Annotated in this window: 13 protein-coding genes and 1 tRNA gene; 13 read left to right on the forward strand and 1 reads right to left on the reverse strand. The window is 57.3% G+C overall.

Going from position 1 to position 15976, the window contains the following annotated elements:
• From VFX97_13645 to VFX97_13700, 12 genes are all read left to right on the forward strand, one after another.
• The coding region (locus VFX97_13645) for an EF-Tu/IF-2/RF-3 family GTPase (GenBank protein ID HEX5704241.1) at positions 1–698 on the forward strand (698 nt) is incomplete at its 5' end.
• Positions 699–797: 99 nt separating this feature from the next.
• Positions 798–950 carry a 50S ribosomal protein L33 gene (gene rpmG, locus VFX97_13650; protein HEX5704242.1) on the forward strand — a complete coding sequence of 51 codons (153 nt, stop codon included), beginning with the start codon at positions 798–800 and terminating at the stop codon, positions 948–950.
• 69 nt (positions 951–1019) lie between these two features.
• A tRNA-Trp gene (locus VFX97_13655) sits at positions 1020–1095 on the forward strand.
• Positions 1096–1127: 32 nt separating this feature from the next.
• Positions 1128–1502 carry a preprotein translocase subunit SecE gene (gene secE, locus VFX97_13660; GenBank protein HEX5704243.1) on the forward strand — a complete coding sequence of 125 codons (375 nt, stop codon included), beginning with the start codon at positions 1128–1130 and terminating at the stop codon, positions 1500–1502.
• Between the two features lie 10 nt (positions 1503–1512).
• Complete coding sequence (gene nusG / locus VFX97_13665) at positions 1513–2073, forward strand: transcription termination/antitermination protein NusG (GenBank protein ID HEX5704244.1); 561 nt, start codon at positions 1513–1515, stop codon at positions 2071–2073.
• A complete protein-coding gene (rplK, locus tag VFX97_13670; protein HEX5704245.1) occupies positions 2073–2498 on the forward strand; it encodes a 50S ribosomal protein L11 in 426 nt (141 codons plus the stop codon). The genes nusG and rplK overlap by 1 nt, the downstream gene beginning before the upstream one ends.
• Before the next feature lie 145 nt (positions 2499–2643).
• Positions 2644–3339 carry a 50S ribosomal protein L1 gene (gene rplA, locus VFX97_13675; protein HEX5704246.1) on the forward strand — a complete coding sequence of 232 codons (696 nt, stop codon included), beginning with the start codon at positions 2644–2646 and terminating at the stop codon, positions 3337–3339.
• A 10-nt stretch (positions 3340–3349) separates the two neighbouring features.
• Positions 3350–3883, forward strand: coding sequence for a 50S ribosomal protein L10 (rplJ, locus tag VFX97_13680; GenBank protein ID HEX5704247.1), 534 nt, complete (start codon positions 3350–3352; stop codon positions 3881–3883).
• Between the two features lie 268 nt (positions 3884–4151).
• A complete protein-coding gene (gene rplL / locus VFX97_13685; GenBank protein HEX5704248.1) occupies positions 4152–4535 on the forward strand; it encodes a 50S ribosomal protein L7/L12 in 384 nt (127 codons plus the stop codon).
• A 467-nt stretch (positions 4536–5002) separates the two neighbouring features.
• On the forward strand, positions 5003–9310 hold the full coding sequence (rpoB, locus tag VFX97_13690; GenBank protein HEX5704249.1) for a DNA-directed RNA polymerase subunit beta: 4308 nt from the start codon (positions 5003–5005) through the stop codon (positions 9308–9310).
• Positions 9311–9394: 84 nt separating this feature from the next.
• Positions 9395–13642: a DNA-directed RNA polymerase subunit beta' gene (gene rpoC / locus VFX97_13695; GenBank protein HEX5704250.1), complete on the forward strand. Its 4248-nt coding sequence runs from the start codon at positions 9395–9397 to the stop codon at positions 13640–13642.
• 281 nt (positions 13643–13923) lie between these two features.
• The gene (locus tag VFX97_13700; GenBank protein HEX5704251.1) at positions 13924–14373 is read left to right on the forward strand and encodes a hypothetical protein; all 450 of its coding nucleotides are present in this window, start codon (positions 13924–13926) and stop codon (positions 14371–14373) included.
• A gap of 41 nt (positions 14374–14414) precedes the next feature.
• On the opposite strand, the gene VFX97_13705 is transcribed toward VFX97_13700, so the two are convergent.
• Positions 14415–14600 carry a hypothetical protein gene (locus VFX97_13705; GenBank protein HEX5704252.1) on the reverse strand — a complete coding sequence of 62 codons (186 nt, stop codon included), beginning with the start codon at positions 14598–14600 and terminating at the stop codon, positions 14415–14417.
• 371 nt (positions 14601–14971) lie between these two features.
• Between VFX97_13705 and VFX97_13710 the strand changes: the two genes are divergently transcribed.
• Positions 14972–15901: a tetratricopeptide repeat protein gene (locus VFX97_13710; GenBank protein ID HEX5704253.1), complete on the forward strand. Its 930-nt coding sequence runs from the start codon at positions 14972–14974 to the stop codon at positions 15899–15901.
• Positions 15902–15976 lie beyond the last annotated feature (75 nt).

Below are 15976 nucleotides of genomic sequence, written 5' to 3' on the forward strand. Positions count from 1 at the left end.
TCCCCGGGGACGACACCCCCATCGTCCGCGTCTCGGCGCTCAAGGCCCTCGAAGGCGACGCCGATGCGGCCCAGGGCGTGCTCGCGCTGATGGACGCCGTCGACTCGTTCGTCCCCGAGCCGGAGCGGGATCTGGACAAGCCGTTCCTCATGCCGATCGAGGACGTGTTCTCGATCACCGGTCGCGGCACCGTCGTCACCGGCAAGGTGGAGCAGGGTGTGATCCACACCGGCGACGAGATCGAGATCGTCGGGATCCGTCCCACCCAGAAGACCACCTGCACCGGCGTCGAGATGTTCCGCAAGCTCCTCGACCAGGGCGAGGCCGGCGACAACGTCGGGCTGCTGCTGCGCGGTATCGACCGCAAGGACATCGAGCGCGGGCAGGTAATAGCGAAGCCCGGGTCGATCACACCGCACACGAAGTTCAAGGCGGAGGCGTATGTGCTGACGAAGGAAGAAGGCGGACGCCATACACCATTCTTCACGGGCTATCGGCCGCAGTTCTACTTTAGAACTACCGATGTTACTGGCGTCGCACATCTGCCGGAAGGGGTCGAAATGGTGATGCCCGGGGACAACATTCAGATGGACATCGAGCTGATTGCGCCGATTGCCATGGAGAAAGGCCTGCGCTTCGCGATTCGTGAAGGCGGCCGCACCGTCGGCGCCGGCACCGTCGCTGAAGTTGTGGAATAGGTCGCATAAGTCCCATAGGTCTCATGAGGCCCATATGGCCGACCGACACATAAAGACCTTTAGGTCCGAGGAAGAAGAACGAGTTAAAGGATTTTAGCTATGCCGCGTGACAATGTTGTGTTGCAGTGCGCCGATTGCAAAAGCCGCAATTACGTAACGACCAAGAACAAGAAGACAACGACTGAGCGTTTGGAGTTCAGTAAGTTCTGCCGCCGTTGCCGCAAGCACACATCGCACAAGGAAACCAAGTAAGGCGCCGGGTTCAGGCGCCGGGTGCCGGAAACAGCCGAAATCTGACACCCGACTACTGACACCCGTTGCAGGGGTATAGTGTCAACGGTTAGCACGTCGGTCTCCAAAACCGAAAGTCCGGGTTCGAATCCTGGTACCCCTGCCAGACACCGGTAAAAAGTTTGAGTAAGGAGAGCAGTGGCGACACGGAAAGAGGACGACGACGAAATGGGGATGGCCGAGCCGCCGCCGGCGCGCGACACCTCCGTCGAAAAACCGATCGGTACTCCACGCCCGCGCGCAGCCGCATTTGGCGAGGGCGCTGAAGGACGAGCGGTACGACGCGAGCGTGGACTCGCCGGCCCGCGCACGGGTTTCTTCCAGCGGACGTCTCAATTCCTCCGCGACACCCGCGCCGAAATGCGTCGCGTTTCGTGGCCGACGCTGGTGATGGTGCGGAACACGACGTTGATCACCCTGGTTGCTGTGGTCTTCTTCGCGATTTATCTGTTTGCGGTCGACCGCATCTGGACATTTCTGATTGATAACCTGCGCAAGTCGCTGGGAGGCTGAAAACGATCTTATGAAGCAGTGGTTCATTCTTCATACGTATTCCGGGCACGAGAAGAAGGTTTGCGAAAGCCTGAAAGCTCGTGTGGCGGGCACGCCTCTGGAAGCCGCGATTAGTGAAGTGCTGGTTCCGACGGAAACCGTCGTCGAGATGCGCGGCAACAAACGGATTGAGTCGTCGCGCATGTTCTATCCCGGATACGTGCTGATCGAAATCGATTGCGACGATAAGGGCCATATTCCTGACGATGTCTTTCATACGATTCGTTCGACACCGAAGGTGACCGGCTTTGTGGGCGGCCAACACCCGACACCGCTGACCGCCGAGGAAGTCGATCAAATTGTGAATCAGCAGGCCGCGGCCGCTGAGAAGCCAAAGCCGAAGTTCTCGTACGCGGCGGGCGAAACAGTGCGCATCAAATCGGGTCCGTTCCAAAGCTTCACCGGCAAGGTTGAGGAAGTTAACGAAGAGAAATCCACTTTGAAGGTGACCGTCACGATCTTCGGACGTTCGACGCCGGTTGAGCTTAATTTCCTGGATGTGGAGAAGGTTACCTTTACGGAAGAAGAGTAATGGCAAAGAAGATTTCAGGTTACATCAAGTTGCAGGTTCCGGCCGGTAAAGCTAATCCGGCGCCCCCGATTGGCCCGGCGTTGGGCCAGCACGGCGTGAACATCATGGAATTCTGCAAGGCTTTCAACGCAAAGACCGCGCAGATGGATCCGGACATGAAGATTCCGGTCGTGATTACGGTCTACGCCGATCGCTCGTTCACCTTTGAGACCAAGACGCCGCCGGCAGCCGATCTGCTGAAGAAGGCCGCGGGTATATCAAAAGGCGCCGGCAATCCGAAGAAGGAAAAAGTCGGAAAGATTTCGCGGGCGAAAATTGAAGAGATCGCGAAAACGAAAATGCCCGATCTGAACACGACGAACCTCGAGAGTGCGATTCGCACGATCGAAGGGACGGCCCGGCAGATGGGACTGACGGTGGAATAATTTCGAATTGCGAAATTCAAATTGCGAATTTCGCGGTTGAAGTCTAGAGAGGGAGAAGAAAAAAAGCGCATTTCGAACGCGACTGCAAATTCGCATTTCGCAATCCGAAATTCGCAATTCTTCGTCGGCACCTCGGAGTAAGAAAATGAAAAAGCACGGAAAGAAATATCGCGCCGCCTTAGAGAAGCTCGAAGATGGGCGCAAGTACAATCTGGAAGACGCGGTCAAGAAGCTGAAAGAGATCGCGTTTGCGAAATTTGACGAGACGGTTGAGCTGACGGTGTGGCTGGGCGTGGACCCCCGCAAAGCCGATCAGCTGGTGCGCGGGACCATCGTTTTGCCGCACGGTCTCGGTAAAACCAAGACAGTCGTAGTCATTGCGCAGGGCGACAAGATTCGCGAAGCCGAAGAGGCGGGCGCGGACTTTGTCGGCGGCGAAGACCTGGTAACCAGGATAAAAGGCGGCTGGCTCGAGTTTGACGCCGTGATCGCCACGCCCGACATGATGCGTTTTGTCGGCGGATTGGGAAAGGTGCTCGGCCCGCGCGGTCTGATGCCGAATCCGAAAACCGGCACCGTCACGCCGGACGTGAAGACTGCAATCCGGGAAACTAAAGCCGGCAAGGTTGAGTACCGCGTCGACAAGACCGGGGTGATTCATACGGGTGTCGGCAAGGTCTCGTTCGACGAGCACAAGCTGGTCGAGAACACGCGCGCTTTGATTGACGCCGTGGCGAAGGCGAAACCGTCGACCGCCAAAGGCAAGTACATGAAGAAAGTGAACCTGGCGTCAACCATGAGCCCGGGCATTCTGCTCGATGAAACCGCGTTCGCGAGATAGGAGTTTTGCAATGAAAACAAGGAAACAAAAGCAGGAAGATCTCGACGCGCTGGCTGAACAGTTTAAGAATGCACACGCGGCGATGCTGGTCAGTTTCAAGAAAATGACCGTGGCCAAGGACCAGGAGCTGCGCCGGCAATTGCGCGAAGCAGGCGTCTCTTATTCAGTCGTCAAGAATACTCTGGCGCGCAAGGCAGCAGCCGGAACACCGCTTGAGCCGCTCGCTGATGAATTCAAAGGCGTGACCGGTGTGGCGCTGAGCACGACTGATCCGGTCAGCTTGTCGAAAGCGATTTCAAAATTTACGAAAGCGAACGCTGAGATTTTCAGTTTCAAAGTCGGCCTTGTCGAAGGAAAGGTCCTGGAGCTGAAACAGGTCGAAGCAATCGCAAATCTGCCGTCGCGTGAGGAACTCATCTCGAAGATGCTGTTCCTGATCAACGCGCAGGCGCAAAGACTGGTGACCGTGATTCAGGCGGTGCCGCGCAATCTCGCGGTAGTGATGGATCAGGTGCGTGCCCAGAAAGAAACGCAAGGCGCGTAAGAAGAATTTGGGGAGTGGCACAGACTTCAGTCTGTGATTCCGCAGCGTGTTTCACTCACAGACTAAAGTCTGTGCCGCTTCATTCGAAATTAAGTTGTGGCCGTCGCTAATTGTCAGTGGACGGCCGGGGAAGGCAAAAATCGCGGCGATGCAGCCGGGATGGATGCCGAAGAAATTCGCAGGCCAGAATTGGATCTGAGATCTCAAATCTGAAATCTCAGATTTCAGGTGGCTTGCGACAAAGCGATACAGGAGAAGGTAACAAATCATGGCTGACATTCAGGCAATTGTGGATCAAATTAAGGGCTTGACGTTGTTGGAAGCTTCCGAGCTCGTCAAAGCGATGGAAGAGACGTTTGGCGTTTCCGCGGCAGCGGCGGCGGTGGCCGCAGCACCGGCGGCGGCGGCTGGTGGTGAGGCTGCGGCTCCGGCTGAGGAGAAGACCGAGTTTGACGTCGTCCTCCAGGCGATCGGTGGCAACAAGATCAACGTCATCAAGGTTGTTCGCGAAGTCACTGCGCTCGGCTTGAAGGAAGCGAAAGACCTCGTGGAAGCTGCCCCCAAGGCCGTCAAGGAAGGCGTGTCCAAGGAAGAAGCTGAAACGATCAAGACCAAGCTGACCGAAGCGGGCGCTACCGTTGAAGTGAAGTAAGAAAAGAAGGCCTTTGGGCTTTGGACTTTGGTCTTCGTCGCTACGAGGCGGCGACGTCCAAATCCACACCAAAGACATAAGATCAAAGGCCAAAGACCAAGCCTTTAGCTTGACCTTTGGTCACTGGGCGGCTAACGTAGTGGAGTATTGAGGGGCTGGCGTTACTCCCGAAAAACTTTAACGAATGCAAGCGCGTTTCACTTTTTGAAGCGGCCGGGCAATTGTGCGTCCCGGCCGCGATTACGTGTCTTTGCACGTAAGTAAGCGCGCGACCTCAACTTGCAATTCGTCGCACATCGACATCAGGAGCATTCATGTCTGCAAATCTTCTCGAAGCAACGAACACGGGATTGGGACGACGTACGAGTCAGGCGCCGGAGCGGCAGGACTTTTCCAAGATCAAGACGGCGGTGCCAATCCCCAACTTGATTGAAATTCAGCGCGATTCGTATAACCGGTTTCTGCAAATGGACCTGCTGCCGGAAGAGCGAATCAACACGGGTCTTCAATCGGTGTTCCAGTCGGTATTTCCGATTTCTGATTTCCGCGAAACCGCGACGTTGGATTTCGTTGAGTATCAAATCGGCAACTGGCAGTGTAAGTGCGGCAACCTTGAAGGTCTCCAGTACCTGCGGGCCGCCTGTAAGAGCTGCGCGGCGAAGATCAAAGTGGATCCGTTGCGCCCGGGCGAGACTCTCTGTCACGTCTGCGGCACCTTTAATTCGGTGCGTCCGGAACTGTGCCCGAACTGCGGCGAGCCGGTCGGCCTGAAGCACAAGCACGATCAGCAGGAGTGTCAGGAGCGCGGCATGAGTTACAGCGTGCCCCTGAAGGTCAAGATTCGCCTCACCGTTTACGACAAAGATCCGGATACCGGCATCAAGTCGATCCGCGACATCAAGGAAGAGGAAGTCTTCTTTGGCGAAATTCCTTTGATGACCGACAACGGCACGTTCATCATCAACGGAACCGAACGCGTTATCGTTTCGCAGTTGCATCGCAGCCCCGGCGTTTTCTTCAAACGCGGCGCGATGTTCATCGCCAAGATCATTCCGTACCGCGGTTCGTGGGTCGAGTTCGAATACGATCAGAAAAACCTGCTGTACGTGCGCGTCGGCAAGCGCAAGTTCCTGGCGACCATTTTCCTGCGGGCGTTGGGCGTGTGGCTGAGCGACGCGTTTAAGAAGAGAGCCTTCGGCGACTCGCTGTTGGAAGACCTGGTCAAAAACGCCACGTACTCAGACGAAGACCTGCTGCGCGCGTTCTACGTGGTGGACGAAGTGCGCGTCGAAGATGGCCGTCTGATGGTGCAGGTGCCCGAAAGCGGCCGCACGAATCTCGTCGGCATGAAGGTTGATTTCGAGATCAAAGGCCGCGGCGGTGATGCGGTGGTGCGCAAAGGCAAGGAAGTCACGCGCACTTCGCTCGAGGGTCTGCGCAAAGCCAACATCGGCGAAGTTGAAATCGATCCCCAGCAGTTCGAAGGCGCCTACGCTGCCGCCGACATCGTCAACACCGACACCGGCGAAGTCGTGGTCGAAGCCAACAACGAAATCACGGCCACCAAGCTCCAGGAAATAATCGAGGCCGGCGTGCAAAGCTTCCCAATCTTATTCCCGGAACGCGATGACGTGGGCGTGGTGGTTTCGCAAACGTTGAAGAAGGACACCATCACCAAGCCGGTCGATGCGCTGCTCGAGATTTACCGCAAGATGCGTCCCGGCGATCCGCCGACGGTTCAGACTGCTTACCGCCTGCTTGAAGGCATGTTCTTCGATCCGCGGAAGTTCGACTTTTCGCGCGTGGGCCGGCTCAAGTTCAACATTAAGATGGGCAAGCCCGAGCGGGATCGGATTGAGGATCCGTTGCTTCAGGCGGGCGACTTCTTCGAGGTGGTGCAGTACGTCCTGAAGATGCGCCGCAATCCCGTCGATGACGAGAAGCGACCGATCTATCAGGCGGACGACATCGATCACCTGGGCAATCGGCGTGTGCGCGCGGTCGGCGAGCTGCTGGAAAATCAGTTCCGCATCGGCCTGGAACGCATGGAGCGCGCGATCAAGGAAAAGATGTCGATCCATCAGGAAATGCAGACGACGATGCCGCGCGACCTGATCAACGCGAAGCCGGTCACGGCCGCGGTGCGCGAGTTCTTTGGCTCGTCGCAGTTGTCGCAGTTCATGGATCAGACGAATCCGCTTTCAGAAATTACTCACAAGCGGCGTTTGTCCGCGCTTGGACCGGGCGGTCTGAGTCGTGAGCGCGCGGGATTCGAAGTGCGCGACGTGCACCCGACCCACTATGGCCGCATCTGTCCAATTGAGACGCCTGAAGGTCCGAACATCGGTCTGATTTCGTCTCTGTCATGCTATGCGCGCATCAACGAGTTCGGCTTTATCGAATCGCCGTATCGGCGAGTCGTCAACGGCGTGGTGACTGAGTTTGTGCGCGTGAGAAACGGCGGCGACACCAAGTTCAAGCCGAATGATCACGTGTCGCAGGAAGATGTTGAGAAAGCCAACAAGCGTGTCGGCGCGGACGGTAAAGCGAGTTACGAACCCTATCCGTTCTATCTGACGGCATGGGAAGAGGACAAGCACGTCGTCGGCCAGGCCAACATCGAGCTGGACGAGAACGGTTACATCGTTAACGAGCGCAACGCCGCGCGAAAAGCCGGCGAGTTCATTCTCGCGCATCGCGATGAGATCGAATTTGTTGACGTGTCGCCGAAGCAGCTTGTTTCGGTGGCTGCGTCGCTGATTCCGTTTCTCGAAAACGATGACGCGAACCGCGCCTTGATGGGTTCGAACATGCAACGCCAGTCGGTTCCTTTGCTGCGCGCTGAAGCGCCTTACATCGGCACAGGCATGGAGAGTGTGACCGCGCGAGATTCCGGCGCGGTCGTGATCGCGCGCCGGGACGGCGTGGTCGATTACACCGACTCAGAACGCATCATCGTCAAAGCGGATCACAATGTGGACGGCACGATTTCGCGCGAAGTGACCGCGGACATCTACACGCTGATCAAGTTCAAGCGTTCGAACCAGAATACCTGTATCAACCAGCGGCCGATCGTTCACGTTGGCGAGCGCGTCGCCAAAGGCCAGGTCATCGCGGACGGGCCTTGCACGGATCGCGGCGAATTGGCCCTGGGCCGGAACATTCTGGTCGCGTTCATGCCCTGGCGCGGCTACAACTTCGAAGACGCGATTCTGGTTTCTGAGCGGCTGGTGAAAGAGGACTACTACACCTCGATTCACATTGAAGAGCTGGAAATTGAAGCGCGCGATACGAAGCTGGGACCGGAAGAAATCACGCGCGACATTCCGAACGTCGGCGAGAACATGCTGCGCGATCTGGACGAGAGCGGCATCATCCGCATCGGCGCCCAGGTCAAACCGGGTTCAATCCTCGTCGGTAAAGTCACGCCGAAGGGCGAGACGCAGCTGACGGCGGAAGAGAAACTGCTGCGTGCGATCTTTGGTGAGAAGGCGGCGGACGTGAAAGACGCGTCGCTCGTGTCGCCTCCGGGCATCGACGGCACCGTCGTCGATGTTCAGGTGTTCACGCGCAAGGGCCAGGAAAAAGATCCGCGCTCGCTGGCCATTGAAACTACCGAAGAAGAACGCCTGCGACGCGACCTTGAAGACGAAATCCGCATCCTGCACGAGCAGCGCAACGAACGCATTTACGAGTTGTTCGAAGGGCGCAAACTTTCGGCCGACCTCACCGATCATCGTGAAGTCGTCATTCCGAAGGGCGAGACGATTACGCGCGAAATGCTGGGAAGCATTGAGGCGAAGGTTCTGCGCAAGGCGCAAATCGCCGGTTCGCGTGTGGACGCTGCGACTGAGGTCAAATCCTACGAAGATCGCACTGAGCGGCAGGTCAAGATTCTCTCGGACATCTACGAAGAGAAGATTGCGAAGCTGCGCCAGGGGGACGAGCTTTCACCGGGTGTTATCAAAATGGTGAAGGTGTTCATCGCCATGAAGCGCAAGCTTTCGGTCGGCGACAAGATGGCCGGCCGCCACGGAAACAAGGGCGTGATCGCGCGCATTCTGCCGGAAGAGGACATGCCTTACCTGCCGGACGGAACCCCGGTCGAGATCGTTCTGAATCCGCTGGGCGTGCCGTCGCGCATGAACGTCGGTCAGATTCTCGAGACGCACCTGGGCTGGGCCGCCCGCGTGCTCGGTCTGCATTTCGCGACGCCGGTGTTCGACGGGGCGACTGAAAAGGAAATCAAGCAGAAGCTTGCCGAAGCCGGCGCGCGTGCTGCTGAACTGGGCCTGCCTGAGATTGTCAGCTCTTCCGGCAAGGCGGTGTTATACGACGGACTGACGGGTGATGCGTTCGAGCAGAAGGTGACCGTCGGTTACATATACATGCTCAAGCTGTCGCACCTCGTGGACGACAAGATCCACGCGCGGTCGATCGGGCCGTACTCGCTGATCACGCAGCAGCCACTCGGCGGCAAGGCGCAATTCGGCGGACAGCGCTTCGGCGAAATGGAAGTGTGGGCGCTGGAAGCATACGGCGCGGCGCACATTCTTCAGGAATTGCTGACGGCGAAGTCTGATGACGTCGCCGGACGCTCGAAGATTTATGAGGCGATCGTCAAAGGCGAAGCGGATTTCGATCCAGGTTTGCCGGAAAGCTTCAACGTGCTCGTGCGTGAACTGCAGTCGCTTTGCCTCGACGTCGAGCTGGTGAAGAAAGACGGCACGCCGGACGACACGATTGCTGAACCACTGATTACGAGCGGTATATAGATCCTATACGTCCCATCTGTCTCATGGGTCCCATGGGACAGATATGACCAATGGGACAAATGGGACCCATAAACGGGAGAAAAGATGTTTCGATTTCATCAAGAGAAAACGCAACTCGCGCCTGATTTCGAGGCGATTCGCATCTCGCTCGCTTCACCGGACAAAATCCGGCAGTGGTCGCACGGCGAGGTGACGAAGCCTGAGACGATTAATTACCGCACGTTCAAGCCTGAGCGCGATGGACTTTTCTGCGCGCGAATTTTCGGGCCGGTCGCGGACTGGGAGTGTCTCTGCGGCAAGTACAAGCGCATGAAGCACCGCGGGGTGATCTGCGACAAGTGCGGGGTTGAAGTAACGCAGGCGAAGGTTCGTCGTGAGCGTCTGGGTCATATCGATCTCGCCAGCCCGTGCTCGCACGTGTGGTTCTTTAAAGGGCTGCCGTCCCGCATCGGGCACTTGCTCGACATTCCGCTGCGCGAGCTGGAGAAGGTCCTCTATTTCGAATCCTACATCGTCATCGACACCGGCGATCTGAAGGAACTCAAAGAGCGCGAGCTGCTGACTGACGAGCGCTATCGCGAGTTGACGCGCGACTATCCCGGCCAGTTCGTCGCCAAGATGGGCGCCGAAGCGATTAAAGAATTGCTCTCGATGGTCAACATCGAAGAGCTCGCGGTCGAGCTTCGTCGCCGCATGCGCGAAGAGACTTCGCAGCAGAAGAAACTAAAGTTTTCCAAGCGCCTCAAGGTTGCCACCTCGTTCTTGAAGTCGGGTAATCATCCGGACTGGATGATTCTCGATGTGATTCCGGTGATTCCACCTGAGCTTCGGCCGCTCGTGCCGCTCGATGGCGGACGTTTCGCGACTTCGGATCTGAACGATCTGTATCGTCGTGTCATCAATCGCAACAACCGTCTGAAGAAGCTGATGGAGTTGCGCGCGCCGGAAGTCATCGTGCGTAACGAAAAGCGCATGCTTCAGGAAGCGGTCGATGCGCTGTTCGACAACGGCCGTCGCGGTCGCGTGTTGCGCGGCGTGAACAATCGCCCGCTCAAGTCCTTGTCAGGAACACTCAAAGGGAAGCAGGGGCGTTTCCGTCAGAACCTTCTCGGCAAGCGCGTTGATTACTCAGGCCGTTCCGTGATCGTAGTCGGTCCGGAATTGAAGCTGCACCAGTGCGGTCTGCCAAAGAAGATGGCGCTCGAGCTGTTCAAACCGTTCATCTACAACCAGCTTGAAAAACAGCAGCACGCCGCGACCATCAAACAGGCTCGGGAAATGGTTGAGCGTCAGGAGCCCGTCGTTTGGGACATCCTCGAAGAAGTTATTCGCGAGCATCCGGTGCTCTTGAACCGCGCGCCGACGCTGCACCGTCTGGGCATCCAGGCATTTGAGCCGGTGCTGGTCGAAGGCAAGGCGATTAAGATTCATCCGCTGGTCTGCACGGCTTTCAACGCGGACTTTGACGGTGACCAGATGGCGGTTCACATTCCGCTTTCGCCGGAAGCGCAAATCGAAGCGGCCGTGTTGATGCTGTCTTCGAACAACATTCTCAGTCCCGCCAGCGGCCAGCCGATCGCGGTGCCGTCGCAGGACATTGTCCTCGGAATTTACTACCTGACTCGCGAGAAGGAAGGCGCCAAGGGTGAAGGCCGCGTGTTCTCGTCGATGGAAGAAGTTTTCCTCGCACTCGACTCGCAATATGTCACGACGCAAACGCCGATTAAATTGCGGGTCACTGGTGACTTGATCGATCTGACCCAGGAACACGATACGCAGGACATCCTGCGCGGCGTGGTCCAGGAAGATGTGAAGCGAGTCATTAACACGACTGTCGGCCGCGTCATCTTCAACGATGCGATTCCTTCGGGCTTGCCGTACATCAACGGCACGCTGCGCAAGAAGGGTCTACAGTCGCTGGTTAACTATTCGCACATTCGGCTCGGTCATGAAATGACCGTGAAGATGCTCGACGATCTGAAGAACCTGGGCTTCCTGTACGCCACGAAGGCCGGCATCTCGATTGGCATTGATGATTTGGTGACGCCGCCGTCGAAGCCTGAGATCGTCGGCAAGGCCGAAAAGGACGTGATTACCGTCGAGCAGCAGTATCGCGACGGTGTCATTACCAACGGCGAGCGTTACAACAAGGTGATCGCGATTTGGTCAGAAGCAACCGACAAGGTCGCCAAGGAAATGTTCAAGGCGATGGACGATCGTGAAAAGGCGTCCAACGAAATGAACCCGATCCTGATCATGTCCGATTCAGGCGCGCGCGGTTCGGCACAGCAGATTCGCCAGCTCGCCGGCATGCGCGGATTGATGGCTCGTCCCTCGGGCGAAATCATCGAGACGCCGATCCAATCAAACTTCCGCGAAGGCCTGAACGTGTTGCAGTACTTCATCTCGACGCACGGCGCGCGCAAGGGCCTGGCCGATACGGCTTTGAAGACGGCCGACTCGGGTTACCTGACGCGGCGTCTGGTGGACGTGGCCCAGGACGTCATCATCAGCGAGCAGGACTGTGGCACGCTGAAGGGAATCGGAGCGTCGGCGATTATCGAAGGTGGCGAGGAAATCGAAAGCCTGCGCGATCGTATCGTGGGCCGCACCGCTCTGGATGACGTGATCGACCCGGTCGAAGGCACGGTAATCGTCGAGACCAATTCGGAAATCGACGAAGACCTGGCGGCTGAAATTCAACGCTCAGGCGTGCAGCGCGTTCGCATTCGTTCAGTATTGACGTGCGAATCGCGTCGTGGCTGCTGTATCAAGTGCTACGGCCGCAACCTCGCAACCGGCCGGCCGGTGGACATTGGCGAAGCGGTCGGCGTCATTGCAGCGCAATCGATCGGCGAGCCCGGCACGCAGCTGACAATGCGTACGTTCCACATCGGCGGCACCGCGCGTCTGGAAGAATCTTCGAAGCACGAAGCTCGCGTCGAAGGCAAGATTAAGTACGTCGAGCTGCAAACCGTGAAGACCCGCAAGGGCGAGCGCGTGGCCATGAACCGCAACGGCGCCATGACGATCATCGACGAGCGCGGCCGCGAAGTGGCCCGGTATCAGATTGTTTACGGCGCGCACATCCTGGTTGAAGACGGCCAGCAGGTCGCCGAAGACCAATTGCTTGCGACCTGGGATCCGTTCACGTTCGCCATCCTGACGGAAGTCGGCGGCCACGTGAAGTTCCAGGACTTGAAGGAAGGCGTGACCTATGAAGAAGAGACCGACCAGGTGACGGGCCTCTCGCACATGGTGGTCAAGGATTCGCCCGACGAAAAGAAACAGCCGCGTATGGAAATTCGCAACGCCAGCAACAAGATACTTAAGACGTATCAGATGCCGGTGCGCGCGAACCTGATGGTGAACGACGGCGAAGACGTGGAGCCGGGCGACGTGATCGCCAAGATTCCACGCGAAACCACCAAGACCAAAGACATCACCGGCGGTTTGCCGCGCGTCGTCGAGCTGTTCGAAGCTCGCCGTCCCGGCGAAGCCGCGGTCATGTCGGAAATCGACGGTATGGTTAAGCTCGGCCCCATCTCAAAGGGCAAGCGCAAACTGATTATTACCGGCGACGACGGCGAAGAGCGCGAGTACGATATCCCGCGCGGTACGCACATCAACGTGCAGGAAGGCGATCGCGTCCGCGCCGGCGAGGCTCTTCAGGATGGTCCGTTGAATCCGCACGACATTCTGCGCGTCCTCGGCATGAACCGTTTGCAGGAATACCTGACCAACGAAATTCAGGAGGTCTATCGCCTGCAGGGTGTGAACATTAACGACAAGCACATCGAAGTGATTGTTCGTCAGATGCTGCGCTGGGTGAAGATTAAGGAAGTCGGCGACACCGAGTTCCTGCTCGAGGAGCAGGTCGATCGGTTCCGCTTCGGCGATGAGAACGAACGGGTGCAGGGCGAGAAGGGCGAGGTGGCCCAGGCCGAACCTCTCCTGCTGGGCATCACCAAGGCTTCGCTCTCGACCGATTCGTTTATCTCGGCGGCTTCGTTCCAGGAGACGACACGCGTATTGACCGAGGCGGCGATTTCCGGCCGCATCGATTACCTGCGCGGGCTGAAAGAGAACGTGATCATGGGCCGTCTGATTCCGGCCGGCACCGGCATGGAGTACTACCGGAACGTCGATATCGAACGCGACGAGACGATCGGAGAGTCGGAACGCGAAGAAGAATTTCCCGAAGTTCTCGGCGGTATCGAGATTCCTCCATCACCGCACACCGTGACGCCGACCATCGGGGATGGCGACATCGTCGGTGAGGTTAGTGAACCGGAAGAGACGGTGGAGGTTGGGGAGCCGAGCGAAGAGTAGGCTGGCAATTTGTCAGAACCGCTGCGTTAGCGGGCGGGTAAATTCAAACCGGCGTGGCTGAGAAGCCCCGCCGGTTTTTTCTTCGAACCTCACATTGCCCTTGTTTGCACCTCAAGCGAGCTGCTCGCGCGGGGACGGGTCCTGCGCGATCGCTTCAATGGTAGTTACCTTCCGATTGCCAATCAGCGACACCGGAACGACGCAAGACCGCCCCGCCCTGCGCGCGGGTTTCTAACTTGCCAGCTTGATTTGACATGAGCCTGCGTGCTGAAATCTTCCTCGTGAAAACTACAAATTCCATTTCGAAATTCTGCTTAATACTCGTGTTGAGTTTCTTCAGCACGCTGCTTTGTGCGTCAACAACCTTTGCCCAGTACACACCTGAAAAAGGATCCGTGGAACGAAAGGCGATCACGGACGCTTTGCGGGTTCCCGTCGAGAAGAAGCTGAAACAAAGTGTCGTTTTTAACATTGACCATCTCAAGGTGCAGGACGACTGGGCCTTCATGTTGGGTGCGCCGCGAAAGCCCGGCGGGGGAAAGCTTGATTACAGCAAGACGTCTTACGCGGAAGCTCAGCGGCTGGGTATGTTCGACGATGGTATCAGCGCGTTACTGCACAAAGTCCGCGGCCGTTGGACCGTCGTTAAGTACATCCTCGGCGCGACTGATGTGCCGTACATCGGCTGGGACGAGGAGTACCGGGCGCCTGCAGGAATTTTTCCAAACTGAACTTACCTTGGGTTAGGATGTTGTGGATTTCACCGCCGGTCTCAGCCGGCGTATTCCTCAAGGAGATAAAACATGCCGAGCAAAGGAATAAATCCTGTCCAACATTCAGAAGGAAGGTTTTCAAGGGCAACCAAGAAGGAATCAAGCCTGTCCTCGCTTGCAAAAGGAAAATCCGCCGCAACTAAGAAGGGCGGCAAGAAGAAACCGGCGGCGAAAAAGAAAGCCACTAAGAAACGCTGAGCAGGAAACTAGCCTGCCGATGCAAAAAGAAACCGGCGCGGTGTCACAGCCCCGCCGGTTTTGTTTACAACAATTAACATAATTTACGGCACCTTTGACCCTCGCATAACGTTTAACTAATCACCCAGGCATTTAACGAGCCGAACATTTCCCAGGGAATCAACCGGTTCGCGAGAAATTCAGCCCCCATCAATTGAGCCCATCCACCCTGTAGTGAGCCCAGCCACCGGCGTGTCATGCGGTAGTGCGTTGATTCGAATTCAACATCCCGCACGCCACGATCACTGTCATTTCTATGAGTGCAGAGAGGCGCTCATTGTGTTTGAAAACTTGGCAGAACCACGAGGGGCTCAAAACAATGCTGAGAAACTTAGTAGTAATCCTGTTGTTTGTGTGGGGGAATTCACTGACGGCTGGGGCGCAACCTCGCGAACCGGCAGCACAGTGGTTCGAGCGCGGCCAACAACGTCTCGCGAGAGACGATTTCGACGGCGCAATAGCCAACTTCACAAAAGTGATTGTGCTGAACGTCGCTCGTAGTGATGACGACAAGCGGCGGGCAAGGTCGGAATTCAACGAAGCGCCGCCCACGGACGCGGTGACCTTTGTCAGTCCTTTGGTGGCCGCCGCATATGGCAGTCGTGGCCTGGCGCATTATCGAAAAGGACAACTGGCGGAGGCGATCGCTGACTGCGATCGGGCGCTTGCTCTGAATCCCGGCTTAACTCAGGTCTACTCGAATCGGGGCGTAATGCTTTGGGTGAAAGGCGATCTCGACAGCGCGTTGGCTGACTTTAATCGCGTCATCAAAGCGCAACCCAATAATGCACCCGCCTACGAGAATCGCGGCAACCTTCTGTTCGACAAGGGCGATCTGGCCGCGGCGCTCAAGGATATTGAGCGCGCAATCGCCCTGGACCCTCGCAAGGCGGCGTTCTACAGCAGTCGTGGCCAGGTGCGTCAGGAAATTGGAGACATTGATGGCGGCTTGGCCGACTGCGATCAGGCGATCAGCCTTGAGCCTAATCTGCCGCGGGCGTCTTATTGTCGGGGGACGGCGTTGTATGCGAAGGGAAATTTCATTGGCGCCGCCGCCGCGTTAAAGAAAGCGACCCAATTGGATCCCAATCTGGCTGAAGCGTACGGTAATCTTGGCGCAGTTTTGTTGCGCCTGGGCCAGGACGCGGAGGCCGAAAAAGCATTTGCGGAATGCATCAGGCTGGACCCTTCAGCGCAAGCCAAACTGGAGAGATTCAGGCGGGAAGCGAGAAATCCCGCAAGAGAATAGTATTTTTCTTTCCAAGTCCGGGTTCTTGCGCTATTATCCGCGCGAGGTCGCCGCCCCCGGCGGCCTCGACGCTTC

The organism is Pyrinomonadaceae bacterium (assembly GCA_036277115.1).
In the GTDB taxonomy this organism is placed as follows: domain Bacteria; phylum Acidobacteriota; class Blastocatellia; order Pyrinomonadales; family Pyrinomonadaceae; genus UBA11740.